20 protein-coding genes are annotated in these 23,161 nt (G+C 71.4%); 18 read left to right on the top strand and 2 right to left on the bottom strand.

Annotated elements, in window-relative coordinates:
- Window positions 1-75 precede the first annotated feature (75 nt).
- The 15 genes from fabG to AS857_RS40530 all read left to right on the top strand — a co-directional run bounded on the left by fabG (window position 76) and on the right by AS857_RS40530 (window position 18,331).
- Complete coding sequence (gene fabG / locus AS857_RS34265) at window positions 76-861, top strand: 3-oxoacyl-ACP reductase FabG (RefSeq protein ID WP_058047377.1); 786 nt, start codon at window positions 76-78, stop codon at window positions 859-861.
- A gap of 147 nt (window positions 862-1,008) precedes the next feature.
- A complete protein-coding gene (locus AS857_RS34270) occupies window positions 1,009-2,010 on the top strand; it encodes a 3-hydroxyacyl-CoA dehydrogenase NAD-binding domain-containing protein (protein WP_420824004.1) in 1,002 nt (333 codons plus the stop codon).
- A gap of 238 nt (window positions 2,011-2,248) precedes the next feature.
- Window positions 2,249-3,160, top strand: a complete 912-nt coding sequence (locus AS857_RS34275; RefSeq protein WP_058047378.1) for an NADP-dependent oxidoreductase — start codon at window positions 2,249-2,251, stop codon at window positions 3,158-3,160.
- 35 nt (window positions 3,161-3,195) lie between these two features.
- A complete protein-coding gene (locus tag AS857_RS34280; protein WP_058047379.1) occupies window positions 3,196-3,849 on the top strand; it encodes a DsbA family oxidoreductase in 654 nt (217 codons plus the stop codon).
- Between the two features lie 211 nt (window positions 3,850-4,060).
- Entirely contained in the window at window positions 4,061-4,702 is a 642-nt protein-coding gene (locus AS857_RS34285; RefSeq protein WP_058047380.1) for a hypothetical protein, read from the top strand.
- Window positions 4,703-4,804: 102 nt separating this feature from the next.
- Window positions 4,805-6,535, top strand: coding sequence for a mycothiol-dependent nitroreductase Rv2466c family protein (locus tag AS857_RS42165; RefSeq protein WP_079110920.1), 1,731 nt, complete (start codon window positions 4,805-4,807; stop codon window positions 6,533-6,535).
- A 53-nt stretch (window positions 6,536-6,588) separates the two neighbouring features.
- Complete coding sequence (locus AS857_RS34295; protein WP_058047381.1) at window positions 6,589-7,575, top strand: quinone oxidoreductase family protein; 987 nt, start codon at window positions 6,589-6,591, stop codon at window positions 7,573-7,575.
- A gap of 27 nt (window positions 7,576-7,602) precedes the next feature.
- On the top strand, window positions 7,603-8,208 hold the full coding sequence (locus AS857_RS34300) for an NADPH-dependent FMN reductase (RefSeq protein WP_216824030.1): 606 nt from the start codon (window positions 7,603-7,605) through the stop codon (window positions 8,206-8,208).
- 91 nt (window positions 8,209-8,299) lie between these two features.
- The gene (gene metK / locus AS857_RS34305; RefSeq protein WP_058047382.1) at window positions 8,300-9,508 is read left to right on the top strand and encodes a methionine adenosyltransferase; all 1,209 of its coding nucleotides are present in this window, start codon (window positions 8,300-8,302) and stop codon (window positions 9,506-9,508) included.
- Window positions 9,509-9,540: 32 nt separating this feature from the next.
- Window positions 9,541-10,560, top strand: a complete 1,020-nt coding sequence (locus tag AS857_RS34310; protein ID WP_058047383.1) for a carbohydrate kinase family protein — start codon at window positions 9,541-9,543, stop codon at window positions 10,558-10,560.
- Window positions 10,557-14,060 (top strand): methionine synthase, encoded by a 3,504-nt coding sequence (gene metH, locus AS857_RS34315; protein ID WP_058047384.1) that lies wholly within the window; start codon window positions 10,557-10,559, stop codon window positions 14,058-14,060. The genes AS857_RS34310 and metH overlap by 4 nt, the downstream gene beginning before the upstream one ends.
- Window positions 14,061-14,150: 90 nt before the next feature.
- The gene (metF, locus tag AS857_RS34320; protein WP_063278457.1) at window positions 14,151-15,089 is read left to right on the top strand and encodes a methylenetetrahydrofolate reductase [NAD(P)H]; all 939 of its coding nucleotides are present in this window, start codon (window positions 14,151-14,153) and stop codon (window positions 15,087-15,089) included.
- 91 nt (window positions 15,090-15,180) lie between these two features.
- Window positions 15,181-16,602, top strand: coding sequence for an adenosylhomocysteinase (ahcY, locus tag AS857_RS34325; RefSeq protein WP_058047385.1), 1,422 nt, complete (start codon window positions 15,181-15,183; stop codon window positions 16,600-16,602).
- A 243-nt stretch (window positions 16,603-16,845) separates the two neighbouring features.
- Window positions 16,846-17,529, top strand: coding sequence for a ScbR family autoregulator-binding transcription factor (locus AS857_RS34330; RefSeq protein WP_063804435.1), 684 nt, complete (start codon window positions 16,846-16,848; stop codon window positions 17,527-17,529).
- A gap of 253 nt (window positions 17,530-17,782) precedes the next feature.
- Window positions 17,783-18,331, top strand: coding sequence for a hypothetical protein (locus tag AS857_RS40530; RefSeq protein ID WP_173864871.1), 549 nt, complete (start codon window positions 17,783-17,785; stop codon window positions 18,329-18,331).
- On the opposite strand, the gene AS857_RS34340 is transcribed toward AS857_RS40530, so the two are convergent.
- Window positions 18,309-18,659: an antibiotic biosynthesis monooxygenase gene (locus AS857_RS34340; RefSeq protein WP_058047387.1), complete on the bottom strand. Its 351-nt coding sequence runs from the start codon at window positions 18,657-18,659 to the stop codon at window positions 18,309-18,311. The two genes, AS857_RS40530 and AS857_RS34340, sit on opposite strands and share 23 nt — an antisense overlap.
- 188 nt (window positions 18,660-18,847) lie before the next feature.
- Between AS857_RS34340 and AS857_RS34345 the strand changes: the two genes are divergently transcribed.
- From AS857_RS34345 to AS857_RS34355, 3 genes are all read left to right on the top strand, one after another.
- Complete coding sequence (locus AS857_RS34345; protein WP_058047388.1) at window positions 18,848-20,257, top strand: DUF2252 domain-containing protein; 1,410 nt, start codon at window positions 18,848-18,850, stop codon at window positions 20,255-20,257.
- Window positions 20,258-20,755: 498 nt separating this feature from the next.
- Window positions 20,756-21,538 (top strand): J domain-containing protein, encoded by a 783-nt coding sequence (locus tag AS857_RS34350; RefSeq protein WP_058047389.1) that lies wholly within the window; start codon window positions 20,756-20,758, stop codon window positions 21,536-21,538.
- A gap of 10 nt (window positions 21,539-21,548) precedes the next feature.
- Window positions 21,549-21,896 (top strand): rhodanese-like domain-containing protein, encoded by a 348-nt coding sequence (locus AS857_RS34355; RefSeq protein WP_058047558.1) that lies wholly within the window; start codon window positions 21,549-21,551, stop codon window positions 21,894-21,896.
- Between the two features lie 10 nt (window positions 21,897-21,906).
- On the opposite strand, the gene AS857_RS34360 is transcribed toward AS857_RS34355, so the two are convergent.
- Window positions 21,907-23,118, bottom strand: a complete 1,212-nt coding sequence (locus AS857_RS34360) for an acyl-CoA dehydrogenase family protein (RefSeq protein ID WP_058047390.1) — start codon at window positions 23,116-23,118, stop codon at window positions 21,907-21,909.
- Between the last annotated feature and the right edge of the window lie 43 nt (window positions 23,119-23,161).

Here is a 23,161-nt window from a genome sequence, read left to right on the forward strand (position 1 = left end):
CGAGGCCACGGCGGCACCCTCGGCGCGACCGGCGTCATGGCGCCGTCAGTATTCGCAAACAGCTACGGAGGAACGATGGGCACGCAGAACGCCAAGGTCGCACTGGTGACCGGGGCAACCAGTGGCATCGGTCTGGCGATCGCCACCCACCTGGCCCGCAACGGCGCCCGCGTCTACCTGTGCGCCCGGGACGCGGAGAAGCTGGCGGAGACCGTCAAGTCCCTGCAGGACCAGGGCTTCGAGGCCGACGGCACCACCTGTGACGTGACCGACCGCGAGGACGTCAAGCGCTTCGTGGCCGCCGCGGTGGAGCGCTTCGGCACCGTCGACATCCTCGTCAACAACGCCGGCCGCAACGGCGGCGGCGCGATCGCCGAGATGTCCGACGAGCTCTGGTACGACGTGATCAACACCAACCTCAACAGCGTCTTCCTCGTGACGCGCGAGGTGCTGAGCGCCGGCGGCCTGCTCACCAAGGGCTGGGGCCGGATCGTCAACATCGCCTCGACCGCCGGCAAGCAGGGCGCCGTCACCGCCGCCCCGTACTCCGCCTCCAAGCACGGCGTGGTCGGCTTCACCAAGGCCCTCGGCCTCGACCTCGCGAAGACCGGCATCACCGTCAACGCCGTCTGCCCCGGCTTCGTCGAGACGCCGATGGCCGAGCGCGTCCGCGGCCACTACGCGGAGATGTACGGGATCACCCTGGAGGAGGCCGCCGAGAAGGTCACCACCCGGGTGCCGATCGGCCGTTACGTCGACGTCGAGGAGGTCGCGGCCATGGTCGACTACCTGGTCGGCGACGGCGCCTCGTCGGTGACCGCGCAGGCCCTCAACGTCTGCGGCGGCCTGGGCAACTACTAGGCGTCCCCGCGGTGCCGGGCCGGGCGCGGAACACACGTGTCCGGTTCGACCGCCGCTCGAATTCCGCACGAGCCCGTCGCGGCAGCCTGTGCAGGCACCACCCACAGGCAGGCAGGACGACAGGAGCGAGCGGTGACGGAGCGAGCGGTGACCGAGCAAGCGGTGACGGAACAAGCAGTGACGGATTCACCCGTAGGGACACGCATACGGACGGCGGCCGTGATCGGCGTGGGCACCATCGGCCTCGGCTGGGCCGCGCTGTTCGCCTCCGCCGGGCTGACCGTCCGGATCAACAGCCGGCGGCCTGACGCCGAGACGCACGTCAGGAATGCGTTCGAGCTGTACGCGGCCTCGCTGCCGGGCGGCCCCGCCGACCCGGCCGAGCTCGCCGCCCGCCTGGAGTTCGAACCCGACGTGGCCCGCGCCGTCGAGGGCGCCGACGTCGTCCAGGAGAACGCCCCCGAGAACCTGGCCCTCAAGCAGGACCTCTTCGCCCGGATCGGCGCCGCCGCCCCCGCCCACGCACTGCTCCTGTCCTCCACCTCCACGCTGCTCCCCGACGACCTGGGAGCGGGGATGGCCGACCCGGGCAGGCTGCTGGTCGCCCACCCCTTCAACCCGCCGCACATCGTGCCGCTGGTCGAGATCGTCACGGGCGAACGGACCGACCCGCAGGCCGTCGAGGAGACCGTGGCCTTCTACCGCGGCCTCGGCAAGACCCCCGTCGTGCTGCGCCGGGCCGTCCCCGGCTTCGTCGCCAACCGGCTGCAGTCCGCGCTGCTGCGCGAGAGCATCCACCTGGTCCGCGAGGGCGTCGTCTCCGTCGCCGAGCTCGACGAGATCGTCACTTCCTCGATCGGCGGCCGCTGGGCGGCGGTCGGCCCGTTCCGCGCCTTCCACCTCGGCGGCGGCCCCGGGGGCCTGCGCCACTGGTTCGAGCACCTCGGCGCCGGCCTGGAGAAGAGCTGGCAGGGGCTCGGCAACCCGCCGGTCGACGAGGAGACCGTCGCCCGGATCCTCGCCCAGGCGGAGGAGGCGTTCGGCGGCCGCACCTACGAGGAGCTCGCGGCCGAGCGCGACGCGAAGCAGACGCGGGTGATCGCGGCTGCGGGCACCGACGCCGACGCCGGTCCGGCGGAACGGGCGTAGCCGAGCGCGCCCATTCTGCGGACGGTCGGGTTCCGCTCGAAGAACGCTCGAAGTCCGCTCGAAGCCGGCTCGAAGAACGCTCGAAAGCCGCGCGGAATATCCGTTCGCCCGTTGACCTCAACTCTGGTTGAGGTTGAAAGATAAAGCGCACCAGCCCCACCAGAGTTCATCAGAGCCCAGCAGAGACCAGCAGAGTCCAGCAAAGTCCAGCAGCGTTCAGCAGAGAGAAGGACATGCCATGAAGGCGGCAGTTTTCCAGGAGTTCGGCGGCCCCGAGGTGCTCAAGGTCGAGGAGGTCGAGACCCCCCGTCCCGGCACCGGCGAGATCCGCGTGCGCGTCAAGGCCGCCGGTGTGCAGGCGTACGACACGGCCGTCCGCTCCGGCTGGAACCCGCCCGGCATGACCATCTCCTTCCCGCAGACCATCGGCAACGACTTCGCGGGCGTCGTCGACGAGCTCGGCGAGGGCGTCACCGAGTTCGCCGTCGGCGACGAGGTCCTGGGCTGGGCCCTGCTCTCCTGCTCCGCCGAGTACCTGGTCGTCTCCACCGAGCAGGTCGTCGCCAAGCCGTCGGGCATGCCGTGGGAGGTGGCCGGCGCGTTCTCCGCCTCGGCGCAGACCGCCCACACCGCGCTCCAGGCGCTGGAGATCGGCGCGGGCGACACCCTGCTCGTCCACGCGGCCGCCGGCGGCGTCGGCACGATCGCCGTGCAGCTGGCCCAGGTCCTGGGCGCCACGGCCATCGGCACCGCGAGCGAGCGCAACCACGAGTACCTGCGCTCGCTGGGCGCCACCCCCGTCACCTACGGCGAGGGCCTCGCCGACCGCGTCCGCGAGCTCGCCCCCGGCGGCGTCACCGCGGCCCTCGACGGCATCGGCGGCGACGCCCTCGACGTCTCCGTCGAGCTGGTGAAGGACAAGAACCGCATCGCCACCCTCGTCGACTTCGGCCGCGTCGAGGAGCTGGGCGTCCGCGCCGTCTTCAGCCAGCGGGCCAAGGAGCGCCTCGCCGGGCTCACCGCCCTCTACGCCGAGGGCAAGCTGCGCGTGGAGGTCTCCAAGACCTTCCCGCTGGAGCAGGCCGCGGACGCGCACCGCGAGATGGAGACCGGCCACGTGCGCGGAAAGATCGTCATCACCGTCGGCTGAACGATCGACCGAACGATCGACCGAGGAGACCTGCCATGAAGATCGAGATCTACTCCGACGTCCTGTGCCCGTGGTGCTACATCGGCAAGCGCCGGATAGCCGCCGCCCTGGACGGCTTCGCCCACCGCGACGAGCTGGAGATCGTCTGGCGCAGCTTCGAGCTCGCCCCGGGCGAGGGCAGCGAGCCCGGCCCGACGGCGGCCGAGGCCATGGCCGAGTGGACGGCCCCGGACGTGCTGCCGGGCCGGATCGAACTGATCAAGTCCCAGGGCCGGCAGGAGGGTCTGGAGCTCAACCTCCACAAGTCCCGCCCCGTGGGCACCTTCGACGCGCACCGGCTGACCCACTTCGCGGCCGAGCGCGGCCTGCTGGAGCCGGTCATGGAGCGGCTGTTCCACGCGTACCACACCGAGGCCCTCAACGTCGGGGACCGCGAGGTGCTGGTGCGGCTGGCGGGCGAGGCCGGGCTGGACGAGGACGAGGCCCGCGAGGTGCTGGAGAGCGACCGCTACGCGGACGCCGTGGTCGCCGACGGGAACCGCGCCCGCCAGTTCAACGTGACGGGCGTGCCGTCGGTCGTCATCGACGGCCGCATGCCGGTCTCCGGCGTGCAGGCGCCCGAGAAGCTGCTCACCTTCATCGAGCGCGCGTGGGAGCGGGCGCAGAAGGAGCCGGCGGCGTCCGTCTGAGGACGCCGCGAGGAGCCGGCGGCGGGTCCCCAGGCCGCCGCCACCAACAGTGATCTCCGCAGGTCCGTAGGGGTCCGCGCAGGTCCGCCCCAGGCCGAAAACCCGCTGCCACGGCCGGAATTCGATCCGCTCTCCATCGGGACTCCAGCCGCCTTCCGGAGTCTGTTCCCGGCGCTGGAATTGCTCCACGCCGTCTGAGAGAGGAAATGCAGTGCAGCACAAGTGGAAGCTGACGGGCGGACTTGCGGCCTCACTGGGGCTTGCTCTGACGGGGATCATGTCCTCGGCCGGAACGGCGAGTGCCGACACCGCGACGAAGACGCTCGATTACACCTGCCAGACCCGGTACGACGGCAACTGGATCCCGGTTCCGTACGCGCGTGACTTCACGACCACGGCGCCGGCCAAGGTCGCCCCGGGTCAGACCTTCAAGGTCACCTTCGACTCCGCCCCGATCAAGGCCGTGGCGGACTTCAACAAGCGCCTCAACACCGTGAACATCGCGTACAAGGTGCCGGCCAACGCCAAGGTCGTCGGCTACAAGCTGACCGGCGGCAGCAACCTCGGCTCCGCGAAGCAGTGGGTGGAGCGCAACGGCACCAACTTCGCCGTCAAGTCCGACGGCGAGTGGGCCGGCGGCGTCGAGTTCGACTTCCCGAACCTGGAGGTCACGCTCAAGGCCCCGACCACCAACGGCGCCATCCTCACCACCGGCGCGGGCGGCTCCAGCTTCAGCGACCCGGCCTTCTCCTGGAACCGGCTGCAGACCCAGCTGAACACCTGGGACCCGTTCCAGTGCTACGCCGACCCGGCCAAGCCGGTGACGTTCTCGACCACCCAGGTCGGTTACTGACCCAGCGGGTGACCGTCCCGGGCGCGGCTGCCGGAATGCCTCCCGGCAGCCGCGCCCGGGCGTCCGCCGCGCCGAAGTCCGCCGAACGAGAACGGGCACGTGATGAGCAGCGCAGTACAGCCTCCCGAGGACGCCGTACGGCCTTCCGGGGACCGGACCGTCGTCGCCGTCATCGGCGCGGGCACCATCGGGCTCGGCTGGATCGCCCTCTTCCTGGACCGGGGGCTCCGGGTCCGGGTCAACAGCAGACGCCCCGACGCCGAGCGGGTGGTCAGGGAGGGCCTCGCGGTCTTCGCCCCCACCCTGCCGGGCGGGCCCGCCGACGTCGACATGCTCATGGAGCACGTGGAGTTCGAGCCCGACATGGCCCGCGCCGTCCGCGGCGCGGCGGTCGTGCAGGAGAACGCACCCGACGACCTCGCCCTCAAGCAGGAGCTCTTCCGTACGGTCGAGCAGGCCGCTCCCGCGGAAGCCCTCCTGCTGTCCTCCACGTCCAAGCTGCTGCCCGACGACATGGGCGCGCTGATGGCCGAGCCGGGACGCGTCGTCGTGGGACACCCCTTCAACCCGCCGCACGTCGTCCCCCTGGTCGAGGTCGTCGGCGGCCGGCACACCCCCGCCGGGCTGATCGACGAGGTCACGGCGTTCTACCGGGCGGTGGGCAAGGTCCCCGTCGTCGTCCGCAAGCCCGTACCGCGCTTCGTCGCCAACCGCCTGCAGTCCGCGCTGCTGAGGGAGAGCATCCACCTCGTGCAGGAGGGCGTCGTCACGATGGCCGAACTCGACGCCGTCGTCACGCAGTCGATCGGCCTGCGCTGGGCCGTCGTGGGGCCGTTCGAGGCCTTCCACCTGGGCGGCGGCGAGGGCGGCCTGCGCCGCTGGCTGGGCGGCACGGCACCCGGCCTGGAGCGCGCCTGGCGCGCCACCGCCGTCCCGGCCCTGACGCCGGACGCCGTCGAGGCGCTCGGCGCCGAGGCGGACCGGACCTTCGGCACGGACCACGCCGCGCTATCGCGCGCCCGTGACGAGAAGCAGAACGCCGTGCTCGACGCGCTCGCGCGGATCGACGCCCGGCACCAGTCACACAGGGAAGACGAGAACATGGAACCCCAGCCCCAGTCCCAGCCTCAGCAGACCCAGCCGGCCCAGCAGCCCGAACCCCACGTCGTGGACTTCTGGTTCGACCCGCTGTGTCCCTTCGCCTGGATCGCCTCCCGGTGGATCACCGAGGTGGCCGAGAAGGCCCCGGTGACCGTCCGCTGGCACGCGATGAGCCTGGCCCTGCTCAACAGCGGCAAGGACATGCCCGAGGCGCGGCGCACGATGCTCGGCCTCTACTGGGGCCCGGTCCGGGTCCTGGCCGCCGCCCGCGCCGCCCACGGCGACGCCGTCACCGGCCCGCTCTACACGGCGATGGGCTCCCGCTTCCACGCCCCCGGCGGCATCTTCGAGCCGGTCCGCACCGCCCCGGCGGAGGAGTTCCGCGCGGCGATGATCGAGGGGCTGAGCAGGACGCGCCCGGACATCGAGGCGGCCCTGGCCGAGACCGGGCTGCCCGCCGGTCTGATCGACGCGATGGACGACGACCGCTGGGACGACGACCTGCGCGCCTCGCACGACCGGGTGCCCTCGGACGGCCTCGGCCAGGAGCTGATCGGCGTCCCGACGATCTCCGTGGACGGCGGCGCGGGCCAGTTCGGCCCGGTCCTGACGGAGATACCGCGCGGCGAGCGGGCGGTACGGCTCTGGGAGGCCTTCCGGACCCTGGCCGGCGACCCGGCGTTCTTCGAACTGAAGCAGAGCACGGGGCGCACCGAGCCCCTGACCCACTGACCCACCGATCCGACGGTCCGACGATGCGACCGAATCAACTGGAGGAATCTCAGATGCGTGTGATCCGTATCCGTGAGTTCGGGGGCCCGGAGGTCATGCGGGTCGAGGAGACCCCCGTGCCGCAGCCGGGTCCGGGCGAGGTGCTGATCGCCGCCGAGGCGATCAGCGTGGGCTTCGCGCAGACGCAGATGCGGCGCAACATCTTCCCCGCGCCGATGTGGCGGCCCGAGTTCCCGATCGTGCTCGGCGGCGACGTCATCGGCCGCGTCGCGGGCGTGGGCGCCGGGGTGACGGGCTTCCGCGAGGGCGACCGGGTCGGCGCGTTCACGCTCCACGGGGCGTACGCCGACTACGTGGTCGTCGATGCGGAAACGGTTCTGTCCGTGCCGGAGGGCCTCGACGCCGCACAGGCCACCGCCCTCCCCTCGCCCGGCCCCATCGGCACCGGCACCCTGGGCACGGCCGGCCTGCGCCCGGGCGAGAGCGTCCTGGTGCACGCCGCGTCCGGCGGCATCGGCCACCTGAGCGTGCAGTGGGCCAAGGCCCACGGCGCCGGCCCGGTCATCGCCACCGCGAGCTCGGCCGAGAAGCTCGACTTCGCCCGCGCCCTCGGCGCCGACGTCGTCGTCGACTACAGCCGCGAGGGCTGGGTCGACGAGGTCCGCGAGGCCACCGGCGGCGCCGGCGTCGACATCATCCTCGACAGCATCGGCGGCGACGTCCTCCGCCAGGGCGTCGGCCTGCTGGCCCCCTTCGGCCGCCTGGTCTTCTACGGCTCCGCGGGCGGCGGCCTGGAGATCCCCCGGATCTCGCCCATGGAACTCATCGAGATGAAGTTCATCACCGGCTTCGCCCTGTCCCGCTGGCGCGCCGCCCGCCCCAAGGAGTACCTCGCCAACCACGAGGAGCTGGCCGCCGGCCTCGCCGACGGCACGATCCGGCACGCGGTGCACGCCACGTACCCCCTCGAAGAGGTCGGCCGGGCCCACGAGGAGATCGAGTCCCGGGCCCACATCGGGCGCATCGTGCTGCTCCCCTGACACCCCCGAACCGAGATTGGAACCGCCTTGCCGGACACGAACGCCCTGAGCCCCACCCGCCTCGCCGTGATCGTCGGCAGCACCCGCAAGGACCGCTTCGGTCCGGTCGTCGCCGACTGGTTCACCGCCCACGCCCGTGAGCGCGCCGACCTGGACGTCGACGTCATCGACCTGGCCGAGGCCGACCTGCCGCACGTCCTGGAGGGAGCCGGCGAGGACGGCACGCACCCCTCGGCGGCGGTGCGCGCCTTCGCGGCGCGGATCGACCGGGCGGACGTCTTCGCCGTCATCACGCCCGAGTACAACCGCGGTTACCCCGCCTCGCTCAAGCAGGCCATCGACTCGGTGTACACCGAGTTCCACGCCAAGCCGGTCGGCTTCGTCAGCTACTCCGGCGGTGCGACCGGCGGCGTGCGCGCCGTCGAGCAGCTCCGTACGGTCTTCGCCGAGCTCCACACCGTGACCCTGCGGGACGGCGTGGCCATCCCCTCCGCCTTCGCCGCCTTCGACGACGACGGGCAGCCGCGGGACACCGAAGGCGTCAACGGCGCCGCGAAGAAGCTGCTCGACCAGCTGCTGTGGTGGGCCGTCGCCCTGCGCGAGGCGCGGGCCAAGACGCCGTACGCCGCCTGACGGTCCGCGGGCCGTGGTGGTCCGGCCGCCCGCGCCCGGCCGACAGAGCACCGTCCTGAAACGTCCAACATCCCACGTCCTAGGGAGCGATGTGTCCCGCCGCCTGTTCACTTCGGAGTCCGTGACCGAGGGTCACCCCGACAAGATCGCTGACCAGATCAGCGACACCATTCTCGACGCCCTGCTCAAGGAGGACCCGACCTCCCGCGTGGCCGTCGAGACCCTGATCACCACCGGCCTGGTGCACGTGGCCGGCGAGGTGACGACGAAGGCGTACGCGCCGATCGCCTCGCTCGTGCGCAACAAAATCCTCGAGATCGGCTACGACTCCTCGACGAAGGGTTTCGACGGTTCTTCGTGCGGTGTCTCGGTGTCGATCGGCGCGCAGTCGCCGGACATCGCCCAGGGTGTCGACACGGCCTACGAGTCGCGGGTGGAGGGTGACGAGGACGAGCTCGACCGGCAGGGCGCGGGCGACCAGGGTCTGATGTTCGGCTACGCGTGCGACGAGACGCCCGAGCTGATGCCGCTGCCGATCCACCTGGCGCACCGGCTCTCGCGCCGTCTGTCGGAGGTCCGCAAGAACGGGACCGTTCCGTACCTGCGGCCCGACGGCAAGACCCAGGTGACGATCGAGTACGACGGCAACAAGGCCGTCCGCCTCGACACGGTCGTGGTGTCCTCGCAGCACGCGTCGGACGTCGACCTGGACTCTCTTCTGGCTCCCGACATCCGTAAGTTCGTCGTCGAGCACGTCCTCAAGGAGCTGGTGGAGGACGGCATCGCACTGGACACCGACGGCTACCGGCTGCTGGTCAACCCCACGGGTCGCTTCGAGATCGGCGGCCCGATGGGTGACGCGGGTCTGACCGGTCGGAAGATCATCATCGACACGTACGGCGGCATGGCCCGCCACGGCGGCGGTGCGTTCTCGGGCAAGGACCCGTCCAAGGTCGACCGCTCGGCGGCGTACGCGATGCGCTGGGTCGCCAAGAACGTCGTGGCGGCCGGTCTGGCGTCGCGCTGCGAGGTGCAGGTGGCGTACGCGATCGGCAAGGCCGAGCCGGTGGGTCTGTTCGTGGAGACCTTCGGCACGAACACCGTCGACACGGACAAGATCGAGACTGCGATCGCCGAGGTGTTCGACCTCCGCCCGGCCGCGATCATCCGCGACCTCGACCTCCTCCGCCCGATCTACGCACAGACCGCCGCCTACGGCCACTTCGGCCGTGAGCTGCCGGACTTCACCTGGGAACGCACCGACCGCGTCACCGCCCTGAAGAAGGCCGCAGGGGCGTGATCAACCGAGCCGCAGGCAAGGAGAGAGCTCCCGTGCGCATCGCAGTCACCGGTTCGATCGCCACCGACCACCTGATGGTCTTCCCCGGACGCTTCGCCGACCAGCTCATCACCGAGCAGCTCGACAAGGTGTCCCTGTCCTTCCTCGTCGACCACCTCGAAGTCCGCAGGGGCGGTGTGGCGGCCAACATCTCCTTCGGCCTGGGCCGCCTCGGCCTGCGGCCCGTCCTCGTCGGCGCGGCCGGCGTCGACTTCGCCGAGTACGAGGCCTGGTTGCGCGCCGGCGGCGTGGACACCGGGTCCGTCCGGGTCAGCGAGACCCTCCACACGGCTCGCTTCGTCTGCACCACGGACGCCGACCAGAACCAGATCGCCACCTTCTACGCCGGCGCCATGGCCGAGGCCCGCGAGATCGAGCTGGCGCCGGTGGTGAGGCGGGTCGGTGGCCTCGACCTGGTCGTCGTCGCCCCCAACGACCCCGCCGCGATGCTCCGGCACACGGACGAGTGCCGGGCCACGGGCCTGCCCTTCGCCGCCGACCCCTCGCAGCAGCTCGCCCGGCTGGGCGCGGAGGAGACCCGCCGGCTGGTGGACGGCGCCCGGTTCCTGTTCACCAACGAGTACGAGGCCGCGCTGCTGCAGGAGCGCACCGGCTGGACGGCGGCCGAGGTCCTCGCGCGCGTGGGCACCTGGGTGACCACGCTGGGCGAGAACGGTGTGGTGATCACGGAGGAGGGCGGCGCGGAACTGCGCGTGCCCGCCGTTCCGACCGCTGACATCAAGGACCCGACGGGCGTCGGCGACGCCTTCCGGGCCGGGTTCCTCGCCGGCATCGTGTGGCAGCAGCCGTACGAGCGCGCCGCGCAACTGGGCTGCGCGCTGGCCACGCTGGTGCTGGAGTCCGTCGGCACGCAGGAGTACAAGCCGGCGTGGAGCGACCTGCTGGCCCGTATCGAGGACGCCTACGGGGCGCAGGCCGCACGGGAGATCGCCCCGCATCTGCCGCAGCTGTCGCCCCTGCCGGATCCGTCGACCGCGGGCGGCGCGTCGTGACTGCGGCTGCGACCGATGCTGCCGTCCGGGCCTCCGAACTGCGGGAGGCGCTCGCCTCCCGGGTCGTGGTGGCCGACGGCGCGATGGGCACGATGCTCCAGGCGCAGGACCCCAGCATGGAGGACTTCGAGCAGCTGGAGGGCTGCAACGAGGTCCTGAACGTGACCCGCCCCGACATCGTCCGCTCCGTCCACGAGGCCTACTTCTCCGTCGGCGTGGACTGCGTGGAGACCAACACCTTCGGCGCGAACCTGGCGGCGCTGGGCGAGTACGACATCCCCGAGCGGATCTTCGAGCTGTCGGAGGCGGGCGCCCGCATCGCGCGGGAGGTCGCGGACGAGTTCGCGGCCGGGGACGGGCGGGCCCGCTGGGTGCTGGGCTCGGTCGGCCCGGGCACGAAGCTGCCGACGCTCGGCCACGCCCCGTACGTGGCGCTGCGGGACGCGTACCAGCAGAACGTCGAGGGCCTGGTGGCCGGCGGCGCGGACGCGATCCTCGTGGAGACGACGCAGGACCTGCTGCAGACGAAGGCGTCGGTGATCGGCGCGCGGCGGGCGATGGCGGCCGCCGGGGTGGACCTGCCGCTGCTGGTGCAGGTCACGGTGGAGACCACCGGCACGATGCTGCTGGGATCGGAGATCGGGGCGGCGCTGACGGCCCTGGAGCCGCTGGGCATCGACATGATCGGCCTGAACTGCGCAACCGGCCCGGCCGAGATGAGCGAGCACCTGCGCTACCTCTCCCGGCACGCCCGTACGCGCGTCTCCGCCATGCCCAACGCGGGTCTGCCGGTGCTGGGGAAGAACGGCGCGCACTACCCGCTGTCGCCCGCCGAGCTGGCGGACGCCCACGGGTCGTTCGTGCGGGAGTACGGGCTCTCGCTGGTGGGCGGCTGCTGCGGCACGACGCCGGAGCACCTGCGGCAGGTCGTGGAGCGGGTGCGGGGCCTCACGCCGGCCGAGCGGGCGCCGCGCCCCGAGCCGGGTGCCGCATCGCTCTACCAGACGGTGCCCTTCCGGCAGGACGCGTCGTACCTCGCGATCGGCGAGCGGACGAACGCCAACGGTTCGAAGAAGTTCCGCGAGGCCATGCTGGAGGGCCGCTGGGACGACTGCGTGGAGATGGCCCGCGACCAGATCCGCGAGGGCGCGCACCTGCTGGACCTGTGCGTCGACTACGTGGGGCGCGACGGCGTCGCCGACATGGCCGAGATCGCGGGCCGCTTCGCCACCGCCTCCACCCTCCCCATCGTGCTGGACTCCACCGAGGTGGACGTGATCCGCGCGGGCCTGGAGAAGCTCGGCGGCCGGGCCGTGATCAACTCCGTGAACTACGAGGACGGCGACGGCCCCGACTCCCGCTTCGCGAAGGTGACGCGGCTGGCGGTGGAGCACGGCGCGGCGCTGATGGCCCTGACCATCGACGAGGAGGGCCAGGCCCGCACCGTCGAGCACAAGGTGGCCGTCGCCGAGCGGATCATCGCGGACCTGACCGGCAACTGGGGCATTCATGAGTGCGACATCCTCATCGACACCCTGACGTTCACGATCTGCACGGGCCAGGAGGAGTCCCGCAAGGACGGCGTCCACACGATCGAGGCGATCCGCGAGCTCAAGCGCCGCCACCCCGACGTGCAGACGACGCTGGGCCTGTCCAACATCTCCTTCGGCCTCAACCCGGCCGCTCGTCTCGTACTGAACTCGGTCTTCCTGGACGAGTGCGTGAAGGCCGGCCTGGACTCCGCCATCGTCCACGCCTCCAAGATCCTGCCGATCGCCCGGCTGGAGCAGGAGCACGTCGACGTCGCCCTCGATCTGATCCACGACCGGCGGCGGGAGGGCTACGACCCCCTCCAGAGGTTCCTCGAACTGTTCGAGGGCGTGGACACCAAGTCGATGAAGGCCGGGAAGGCCGAGGAGCTGCTGGCGCTGCCGCTGGAGGAGCGCTTGCGGCGGCGGATCATCGACGGGGAGAAGAACGGTCTCGAAGGCGATCTGGATGAGGCGCTGGCGGGGCGTCCGGCGTTGGAGATCGTCAATGACACGTTGCTGGAGGGCATGAAGGTCGTCGGTGAGTTGTTCGGGTCGGGGCAGATGCAGTTGCCGTTCGTGCTGCAGTCGGCCGAGGTGATGAAGACGGCGGTGGCGTATCTGGAGCCGCACATGGAGAAGTCGGATGCGGAGGGCAAGGGCACGATCGTGCTGGCCACGGTCCGTGGTGACGTCCATGACATCGGGAAGAACCTGGTCGACATCATCTTGTCCAACAACGGCTACAACGTCGTGAACCTGGGGATCAAGCAGCCGGTCTCGGCGATCCTGGAGGCGGCCGAGGAGCATCGTGCCGATGTGATCGGGATGTCGGGGCTGCTGGTGAAGTCCACGGTGATCATGAAGGAGAACCTGGAGGAGCTCAACCAGCGCAAGCTCGCCGCGCAGTATCCCGTGATCCTCGGTGGCGCCGCCCTGACCCGGGCATACGTCGAGCAGGATCTGCACGAGATCTACGAGGGTGAAGTCCGCTACGCGCGTGATGCTTTCGAGGGTCTGCGGCTGATGGACGCTTTGATCGCGGTGAAGCGGGGTGTGCCGGGTGCGGTGCTGCCGGAGCTGAAGCAGCGGCGGGTGGCGAAGCGTGCGGCGGCGGCCGTGCTGGAGGTGGAGGAGCCGGAGGGTTCCGGCCGCTCGGACGTCGCGATCGACAACCGGGTGCCGGAGCCGCCGTTCTGGGGCACGCGGGTGATCAAGGGGATCGGGCTGAAGGACTACGCGTCCTGGCTCGACGAAGGCGCCCTCTTCAAGGGCCAGTGGGGCCTGAAGCAGGCCCGCGCAGGCGGCCCCACCTACGAAGAACTCGTCGAGACCGAAGGCCGCCCCCGCCTGCGCGGCTGGCTGGAGAAACTCCACACGGACAACCTCCTGGAAGCGGCCGTCGTCTACGGCTACTTCCCCTGCTACTCCAAGGGCGACGACCTCATCCTCCTCAACGAGGACGGCACCGAGCGGACGCGTTTCACGTTCCCGCGGCAGCGGCGCGGGCGGCGGCTGTGCCTGGCGGACTACTTCCGGCCCGAGGAGTCGGGCGAGAAGGACGTCGTGGGCCTGCAGGTCGTCACCGTCGGCTCCCGTATCGGCGAGGCCACGGCCGAGCTGTTCGCCGCCGACGCCTACCGCGACTACCTCGAACTCCACGGCCTGTCCGTCCAGCTCGCCGAAGCCCTCGCCGAGTACTGGCACGCCCGCGTCCGCGCCGAACTCGGCTTCGCCGGCGAAGACCCCCAAGACGTAGAGGACATGTTCGCCCTCAAATACCGCGGCGCCCGCTTCTCCCTCGGCTACGGAGCCTGCCCCAACCTCGAAGACCGGGCAAAGATCGCCGACCTCCTGCAGCCCGAGCGGATCGGCGTCCACCTCTCCGAGGAATTCCAGCTCCACCCCGAACAGTCCACCGACGCCATCGTCATCCACCACCCCGACGCCACGTACTTCAACGCGCGCTGACTTCAACGCGCGCTGACTTCGACGTGCGCTGACTCCACCGCGTGCAGAGCCGGCCGCGCATCGGCGTATCCCTGTGAGGAAAGGAAGAGCATGGACGCGGAGGCCACACGGTCCCGAAGCACTCTGCGCGAGGTACTCGCGAGCGGCGGACGCTCGCGCTCGTACTCCTTCGAATTCTTCCCGCCGAAGACGGCGGACGGCGAACAGACCCTGTGGGACGCCGTCCGCCGCATCGAGGCGGTGGCCCCGACGTTCGTGTCGGTGACCTACGGGGCGGGCGGGTCCTCGCGCGACCGCACCGTGGCCGCCACCGAGCGCATCGCCTCCGAGACCACGCTCCGGCCGGTCGCCCACCTGACCGCGGTCGACCACTCCGTCGCCGAGCTGCGCCACATCATCGGGCAGTACGCCGCCGTCGGCATCAGCGACATCCTGGCCCTGCGCGGGGATCCGCCGGGCGACCCGCAGGGGGAGTGGCGGCGTCACCCCGAAGGCTTCTCCCACGCCCGGGAACTGGTCGAGCTCATCAAGGACTCGGGCAGCTTCACGGTCGGCGTGGCCGCGTTCCCCGAGCGCCACCCCCGGTCGGCGGACTGGGAGGACGACATCCGCCACTTCGTGGCCAAGTGCCGGGCCGGTGCCGACTACGCGATCACGCAGATGTTCTTCCACGTCGAGGACTACCTGCGGCTGCGGGACCGGGTCGCCGCGGCGGGCTGCACCGTCCCCATCATCCCGGCGATCATGCCGGCCACGCACGCGCGGCAGATCCGCCGGTTCGCCGAGCTCAGCAACGCGGCCTTCCCGCAGGACCTGGCTGACCGCCTCACCCGGGCCGCGGACCGCCCGCAGATCGCGCACCGCATCGGTGTGGACTACGCGACGGACATGGCCCGCAGGCTCCTCGACGAGGGGGCGCCGGGGCTGCACTACATCACCCTCAACCGGTCCACGGCGACGCTGGAGATCCACCAGAACCTGGGCTTGGGCTTGGGCTCGGGCTCGGGGCGGCGCGCGGCTGCGGCCTGACTTTCCTCTCTTCTCTTCCTTTCGTCTTTCGTTCAGTTCATTCGATTCATTCAGTTCATTCGGTTGATTCAGCTAAATCAGGGAGCTTTCGATGGCACGTCCCGCTGCCCAGGATTCGGCCCAGGACTTCAAGGTCGCGGATCTTTCGCTGGCGGCCTTCGGCCGTAAGGAGATCACGCTGGCCGAGCATGAGATGCCCGGTCTGATGGCGATCCGCAAGGAGTATGCGGAGGCGCAGCCGCTGGCGGGTGCGCGTATCACTGGTTCGCTGCACATGACGGTGCAGACGGCCGTTCTGATCGAGACCCTCGTGGCGCTGGGCGCGGAGGTGCGCTGGGCGTCCTGCAACATCTTCTCCACGCAGGACCACGCGGCCGCTGCCATCGCCGCGGCGGGCATTCCGGTGTTCGCCTGGAAGGGCGAGTCCCTGGAGGAGTACTGGTGGTGCACGGAGCAGGCCCTGACCTGGCCGGGCCACGCAGGTCCGAACATGATCCTGGACGACGGCGGTGACGCCACCCTCCTGGTCCACAAGGGCGCCGAGTACGAGAAGGCGGGCGCGGTTCCCGACCCGTCGACGGCCACCGACGAGGAGCACGCCGCTGTGCTGCGTCTCCTGCAGAACAGCGAACTCAACTGGTCCGTTGTGGCGTCGGAGATCCGTGGTGTCACGGAGGAGACGACGACGGGTGTGCATCGTCTGTACGAGATGCAGCGTGAGGGCACGTTGCTGTTCCCCGCGATCAATGTGAATGACGCGGTGACGAAGTCGAAGTTCGACAACAAGTACGGTTGCCGTCATTCGCTGATCGATGGGATCAACCGGGCCACGGATGTGCTGATCGGTGGCAAGGTCGCGGTGGTGTGTGGTTATGGCGATGTGGGCAAGGGGTGTGCGGAGTCGCTGCGCGGGCAGGGTGCGCGGGTGATCGTGACGGAGATCGACCCGATCAATGCGCTGCAGGCGGCGATGGACGGCTACCAGGTGACGACCCTGGAGGACGTCGTGGAGAGCGCGGACATCTTCGTGACCACGACGGGCAACAAGGACATCATCATGGCCTCGGACATGGCCCGGATGAAGCACCAGGCGATCGTGGGGAACATCGGTCACTTCGACAACGAGATCGACATGGCGGGTCTGGCGAAGATCCCGGGGATTGTGAAGGACGAGGTGAAGCCGCAGGTCCACACGTGGACGTTCGAGGACGGCAAGGTCCTGATCGTGCTGTCCGAGGGTCGTCTGCTGAACCTGGGGAACGCGACGGGTCACCCGTCGTTCGTGATGTCGAACTCTTTCGCGGACCAGACGCTGGCGCAGATCGAGCTGTTCACGAAGCCGGAGTCGTACCCGACGGATGTGTACGTCCTGCCGAAGCAGCTGGATGAGAAGGTGGCGCGGCTGCACCTGGATGCGCTGGGTGTGAAGCTGACCGAGCTCCGTCCGGAGCAGGCGGCCTACATTGGTGTCCCGGTCGAGGGTCCGTACAAGCCGGACCACTACCGCTACTGACACCGCTACTGGCACTGCTACTGGCACCGCTACTGACGCGTGGTCACCGAGTCGGCCGGCCTTCCTGGTCGGCCGACCGTTCTTTTCCGGCCCAAGAGTCGGAAAAGGGCTGGTAATGAAAACCATCTAGTTGGTTTTGTTTTGCTACACTTCTCACACGTTGAATACGGGTGACATGTCCCCGTCCACTTCCCACATCCCCGCGTCGGGGCGCCGGGGTTCGAGTTCGCGCGGGAGTCGTCCATGAGGAAGCAAGAGCGAGCAGAACGCACCCGCCGCGCACTGATCCACTCCGCCGCCGCCGCGTTCGACGAGTACGGGTACGCGAGTTCGCGGGTCTCGGGGATCAGCGCCAGGGCGGGGGTCAGCACCGGCGCGTTCCACTTCCACTTCGAGGACAAGGAGTCGCTGGCCGCGGCCGTCGAGTCCGAGGCGCGCGAGGCGCTCCTCACCATCACGCGCTGCGCGGACAGCAGCGACGAGCCGGCCCTGCAGGTGCTCGCGGACGCCTCCCACGCGATGGTGAGCCGCCTCCGCAGCGACCTGGTCGTGCGCGCCGGATTCCGTCTGAGCTGCGACGTCGCCGATGCGACGAGGCCCGACCTGCGCCGCCAGTGGCAGGACTTCGTACGGCGGCAGCTGGTGCGGGCGGGCAGCGAAGGGGCGCTCGCCGAAGGGGTGGCGCCGCAGGACGCGGCCACGGTCATCACGGCGTCGACGACGGGGCTGGAGGTGCTCGGCCGGGGCGACCAGGAATGGCTGTCCCGGGAGGCGGTGACGGCCTTCTGGCGGCTGCTGCTGCCCCGGCTCGCCGCGTCGCACATGGTCGGCCGGCTGGACCCGGCGGGGTCGGACGTGACGGCGGGGTACGGCGACGCGTACGCGACCCCGCCGATGCCGCAAGCGGTGGAGCAGGCTGCGTCCTGACCTCGGGGCGAGGCCGGGCCTGGGTGAAGGGGTGCTGGAAAGGCCCTGGAGGGGCTCTGGAATGGCTCTGGAGGGGTCCTGGAGCGGTGGTCGAGCCCGATCGCATAGCGTGACGAACTACCCCGTACATCCTTGACATACAAACTGGTCGGTTTGCTACGTTCGCGCTATGCGTCGGGGGTGTTCCGCGTGTGCCCTGCCGCTCATCCGCGAGGGCGCCCGCTGCGGTGCCCGTGGCTTCGAGGAGGCGTCGGTGCGAGCGTCGAAGGAAGAGATGACGGGGCCCGGTCTGGGGTCCACTTTCGCGGCCGCCCTGCATGACGGCCTGGCGCGTTACGGCTCGCTGAGGTCCTGGCGCGAGACGCCTGCTGCTCCTGCTGCCGCTCCTGCTGCTGCTCCTGCTGCGCACGCCGCTTCTGCCGCGTCCGCCCCGGCGTCCGAGCGGAAGGTTCCTGCCGCGGCCGCGCCGGATGCGGTGTCCGTCGCCGCGATGCTCGAAGAGGCCCTGCCGCCGTCCGCGCTGGCCGCGGTCGCCGGCGTGCTGCTGGAGTCCACCGCGCGGCAGATGCTGGGGGAGTCCGAAGCCGTCGGCGGCGACGAGGCGTTGCGCGCCCTCGGCATAGCCCAGGTGCTGGGCTACGCCACGGCGCGGGAGACCCGGGAGACCCGTGAGACCCGGGAGGCCAGGGAGGCCGCGGGGGCGGGGTCCGTGCCTCCCGCGGCCGTGTCGGCTGCGCTGCGAACGGTCAAGCAGTCGCTGGAACTTGCCGTGGGAGGCGCTACGGGCGCGGCCCGGGCGTGACCTCGTAGGCGAGGTAGGTCGGCGCCCCGGGCATGTTGATCTCGGCCTTGCCGGGCAGGTTCTCCAGCGCCTGCCGGATGGCGGCCATGCGGCCGTCGGTGTCGGAGTTCTCCACGAAGTTGCGGTAGTCGGCCTCGGTGGCCCAGTGGACGAGGTTCACGACGCGGGTGCCGTCCGTGCTGAGGTGGAACTGGGCCGAGCGGTATCCGGGGTGGAAGCGCACCCAGGTCTTCTGGATCTCGGTGAACGCCTTCAGGAGGGCGCGCTGCGTCTCGGGCCCGTCGACGGTGTAGTCGATGATCGAGTAGAAGCCGGATTCCTTGGTCATGGGTTCTCTCGCTCTCTCCCCCGCGTAGCCGGTGTGAGGCTTGTGATCGCATCATCGAACCTCGACTTTGCTTGAGGTCAAGGGGGCGCGGTGGCGTACGGCAACGATCCGGCCACGCCGTGCGCGGGCCGGGGCGGAGGTCCTCGGGCGGCGTCCCTTGGGTAGGTTCTCGGCAGCCGGGAAGGCCCATGCGAAGGGGGAGGTGGGTCGCGATGTCGCGACTGCCGTACGTGCCGGGGTTCGCGCGTCCGAAGGCGGAGGGCGGGTCGCCGAAGGCCGAGGGGAAGGCGCTGCGGGAGCGGGTGCCGCGGTCCGCGCACGCGGAGTGGACCGCCGGGCCGCGCCGGCCGGACGCGGTCGCCGCGGTGGAGGCGTCGAACGCGGGGCGGCTGCCGGAGCTCACGCCGATACGGGTCGGCCGGATGGCCGCGTCCCCCTTCGCGTTCCTGCGCGGGTCCGCAGGGCTGATGGGCCACGACCTGATGGACTCGCCCGTGACCGGGGTCGGCGCCCAGATCTGCGGAGACGCCCACGCCGCCAACTTCGGGCTCTACGGGGACGCGCGCGGCGAACTCGTCATCGACCTCAACGACTTCGACGAGACCCTGCGCGGGCCGTGGGAGTGGGACGTGAAGCGGCTCGCCGCGTCGCTGGTGCTGGCCGGGCGGGAGGCGGGCGCGGACGAGCCGACATGCCGGGCGGCGGCGCGGGACGCCGCCGGCTCCTACCGGCACACGATGCGGCTGCTGGCCCGGATGCCGGTCGCGGAGGCCTGGAACGCCATCGCCGACGAGCGGCTCGTCTCCCACGCGGACGCCCGCGAGCTGATCGGCACGCTGGAGCGGGTCGCGGAGAAGGCCCGGCGGAACACGAGCGCCCGCTTCGCGGCCAAGGCCACGGAGAAGACCGACGACGGGCGGCGCTTCGTGGACGCCCCGCCGGTGCTGCGCCGGCTGCCGGACGGCGAGGCGGGGGCGGTCGCCCTCGCCCTCGGCGACTACCTCGGCACGCTCCCGGAGGACCTGCTGCCGCTGACGGCGCGGTACGAGGTGCAGGACGTGGCCTTCCGCATCGTCGGCACCGGAAGCGTGGGGCTGCGCTCGTACGTGGTGCTGCTCCTGGACCACCGTGGCGAGCCGCTCGTCCTCCAGGTGAAGGAGGCCCGGCCCTCGGTCCTGCTGCCGTACGCGGAGAAGGCCGGCTTCGGCCTGCCGCCGGACGGGCACGAGGGGCGGCGTGTGGTGCTCGGCCAGAAGCGGATGCAGGTCGTCAGCGACGTGCTGCTGGGCTGGGCGACGGTCGAGGGCCGGCCGTACCAGGTGCGCCAGTTCCGCAACCGCAAGGGCAGCGTCGACCCGGCGGCCCTCACCCCCGACGAGCTGGACGACTACGCCCGCCTCACCGGCGCCCTCCTGGCCCGCGCCCACTCCCACACCGCGGACCCCCGCCTGATAGCGGCCTACTGCGGCAAGTCCACAGCCCTGGACGAGGCCGTAGCAGATTTCGCCCATACCTATGCAAACCAAACGGAAGCAGACCACGAGGCTTTGACGAAGGCAATCCGAACGGGCCGAATAGCGGCGGAGGCGGGCGTCTAGCGGGCGGGGCGCGGGGTGCGGGGCGCGGCGCGGGCGAGGCGGGGGGCGCGGGGCGCGGCGCGAGGCGTGGGGCGTGGCACGGGCGAGGCGCGGGCGAGGCGCGGGCGTGGCGCTCGACGCCGGGTCCGGGTCCGGGTCCGGGTCCGACGCCGGGTCCGGGGCCAGGTCCGGGGCCAGGTCCGCGGGCCTCAGGGCACGCCGGCCCCCGAGGCGAGAGCCGCAGGCAAAAAACTCCCGCCGCGACGGCGAGCAACCGAGACGGCGCATCCCGGCGGTGCCGGACGACCTGCTGCCGGGCGACCCGCTGCCGACCGGGTACCGCCGGCAGCGGGCCGCGGTGGGGGCCCGCCCGTGGCGGGGCCCGCAGGCAGAAAATCCCGCCGGGCCGCGACCCGGTCGCCCGGCGACAAGGGCGAGGGCCGGGCCGCCCGGCACAAAACGGGGCGCGGGCCGAGGCGGCCGGGGAACCCTCCGGGAGGGAACTACGCTGGTCGGGTGATGAATCCGGAAGCAGACACTTCCCGCCTGGAAAAGGCCGTCCGCACGGCCGAGACGGCGCTGATCGAGTTCGAGATCGCCGTGGAGACGTTCCGGGTGGAGGTGGAGAACTTCTCCCGCCTGCACCACCAGCGGCTCGGCCCGGTCTACGCCCGGCTCGACGAGCTGGAGGCGCAGATCGCCGAGGCCGTGGCCGCCCGCAGCGGCGACGCCGAGGATCTGCGCCGGGCCCGCGAGGCCCGGGCGCTGGTGCAGCCGCTGCCGGGCGTGGAGCAGCTCTTCGACGGCTGGCTGGACTCGGAAGGCCTCTCCCCGGAGGCGCAGGCGATGCTCACGGAGAAGCCGGTCCGCCCGCCGCGCCGGGTGCGCCCGAGCGACGAGGCCCGCAAGGCCTTCCGGGAGCTGGTCCGCGAGGCGCACCCGGACCTGGCGCGGAACGAGGACGAGCGGGTGCGCCGCGAGGCGTTCATCGTGCGGGTCAACGCCGCGTACGCGGACGGCGACGAGGCCCTGCTGCGGGAGCTGGCGGTGGAGTGGGCCGCGGGCCCGCCGCCGGAGCCCCGCCCGCTGGACGTGGCGGAGGAGCTCTACGCCCGCCTGGAGTGGCTGGCGCGGCGCAAGGAGATGCTGTCGGAGCTGGCGGCCGAGCTGGAGGGTTCGGCGATCGGCGCGATGCTGCGGATGGCGCCGGAGGACCCGGACGGTCTGCTGGAGGAGATCGCGGAGGGCCTGCGCGCCCAGGTCGCGGAGCGCGAGGCGCATCTGCGGGAGCTGGTCGGGTAGCGTCGTGGGCATGAGCTTTGGTTCCGGTATTCCCGCGGTCGGCGTCGACGCCCTTTCTCCCGAAGACTTTCTGCTGGACGTCCGCGAGGCCGACGAGTGGGCGGCGGGCCACGCGGAGGGCGCGCTGCACATTCCGATGAGCGACTTCGTGGCCCGCTTCGGCGAGCTGACGGAGAAGGCGCCCGACGGCGCCCGGATCAATGTCATCTGCCGTTCCGGCGGCCGGTCCGCGCAGGTCACCGCCTATCTGGTGCAGCAGGGCCTGGACGCGGTGAACGTCGCGGGCGGCATGCAGGACTGGGAGGCCGCGGGCCGCCCGGTCGTGGCCGGCAACGGCACCCCCGGCACCGTGATCTAGCAGCCCCGGTCTAGTGGTCGTCGGGCGCGTGGGCGGCCAGCAGGTCGCCCAGCGCCTCCTCGTGGGCCGCGGCGGGGCCGAGGGACAGCTCCAGCTGTTTGGCCCAGGCGTGGTAGCGGTGCAGGGCGTATTCGGTGTCGGCGCCGAAGCCGCCGTGCAGGTGCTGCGCGGTCTGCACCGCGCGGCGCACCCCTTCCGAAGCCCACACCTTGGCGACGGCGAGGTCGGCGGCGGCCGGGAGCGGCCCGCCCGCCCCGGATTCCAGCCGCCAGGCGGCCTGCCAGAGCGTGGCCTCCATCGCCCGCAGGTCGATGTAGCGGTCGGCGGCCTGGACGGCCACCGCCTGGAACGTGGCCAGCGGGAAGCCGAACTGCTCCCGTTTCCCCGTGTACGCACTGGTCATACGGCACACCGCCGTCCCCACGCCGAGCGCGAGCGCGCACGTCCCGACGGTGAGCAGCTCGCGCAGCCGCCCCCAGGCCCCTTCGACGGTGACGACCTGCGTGTCGTCGAGTCCTACGGAGTCGAGCCGCACCTCGGCGTACCGCTCGCCGTTGGTGGACACCTGCCCGGCCAGACCGACCCCCGGGTGATCGCGGGGGACGATCCCGAGCACGGAACGGCCGTCTCCGTGGCCGTCTCCGTGGCTGTCTCCGTGGCTGTCGGCGTGGCCGTCGGCGCGGTCACCGGTATGACCGTCCGCGATCTGCGCCGGGATCACCAGCACATCGGCGCACTGCGCCCACGGCACGGCCGTCTGGACGCCGTCGAGCACCCAGCCCGCCCCGGCCACCGGCCGTGCGCCGACCGCGAGTTCGGCCGCATCGTGCCCCGTGCGCCCGCTGGAGGCGACCGTGGCGACCAGCTCGCCCCGCCCGAGCGCGGGCAGGATCGCCGCCCCGGCCGGGCCGCCGTGCGTGCTGAGCGCGAGCGCCGTCGCACCGGACTCCAGCAGCGGCACCCGGGCGAGCACCTGCCCCGCCTCGCGCAGCACCAGGCACAGGGCGATCGGCCCGAGCCCCGCCCCGCCGTACTCGCCGGCGACGGTCAGGCTCAGCAGATCGGCGGCTGCCAGCCTGCGCCACAGCGCGCGGTCGAAGTCCTCCGCGACCGGGCCCCGGGAGAGGACCGGGCTGGGCACGCCGTCGGGGGAGACCCCGGAGAGGACGGCCTGCGCCGCTTCCCGGGCCGCCTGCTGTTCCTCGGTGAAGGTGAAGTCCACTGCCGCCGACCTCCCGCGCCTGTTGTCCGGCCCATCAAATCTG

The organism is Streptomyces roseifaciens, from assembly GCF_001445655.1.
Classification (GTDB): Bacteria; Actinomycetota; Actinomycetes; order Streptomycetales; family Streptomycetaceae; genus Streptomyces; species Streptomyces aureoversilis.

Excerpts from the sequence above, each read along its gene's own strand:
- metF (WP_063278457.1), top strand. The coding sequence starts at position 14,151 with ATGGACGCGGAGGCCACACGGTCCCGAAGCACTCTGCGCGAGGTACTC.
- AS857_RS34340 (WP_058047387.1), bottom strand. The coding sequence starts at position 18,659 with ATGACCAAGGAATCCGGCTTCTACTCGATCATCGACTACACCGTCGAC.
- AS857_RS34350 (WP_058047389.1), top strand. The coding sequence starts at position 20,756 with ATGAATCCGGAAGCAGACACTTCCCGCCTGGAAAAGGCCGTCCGCACG.
- AS857_RS34330 (WP_063804435.1), top strand. The coding sequence starts at position 16,846 with ATGAGGAAGCAAGAGCGAGCAGAACGCACCCGCCGCGCACTGATCCAC.
- AS857_RS34355 (WP_058047558.1), top strand. The coding sequence starts at position 21,549 with ATGAGCTTTGGTTCCGGTATTCCCGCGGTCGGCGTCGACGCCCTTTCT.
- fabG (WP_058047377.1), top strand. The coding sequence starts at position 76 with ATGGGCACGCAGAACGCCAAGGTCGCACTGGTGACCGGGGCAACCAGT.
- AS857_RS34295 (WP_058047381.1), top strand. The coding sequence starts at position 6,589 with ATGCGTGTGATCCGTATCCGTGAGTTCGGGGGCCCGGAGGTCATGCGG.
- AS857_RS34280 (WP_058047379.1), top strand. The coding sequence starts at position 3,196 with ATGAAGATCGAGATCTACTCCGACGTCCTGTGCCCGTGGTGCTACATC.
- AS857_RS34345 (WP_058047388.1), top strand. The coding sequence starts at position 18,848 with ATGCGAAGGGGGAGGTGGGTCGCGATGTCGCGACTGCCGTACGTGCCG.
- AS857_RS42165 (WP_079110920.1), top strand. The coding sequence starts at position 4,805 with ATGAGCAGCGCAGTACAGCCTCCCGAGGACGCCGTACGGCCTTCCGGG.
- AS857_RS34275 (WP_058047378.1), top strand. The coding sequence starts at position 2,249 with ATGAAGGCGGCAGTTTTCCAGGAGTTCGGCGGCCCCGAGGTGCTCAAG.
- ahcY (WP_058047385.1), top strand. The coding sequence starts at position 15,181 with ATGGCACGTCCCGCTGCCCAGGATTCGGCCCAGGACTTCAAGGTCGCG.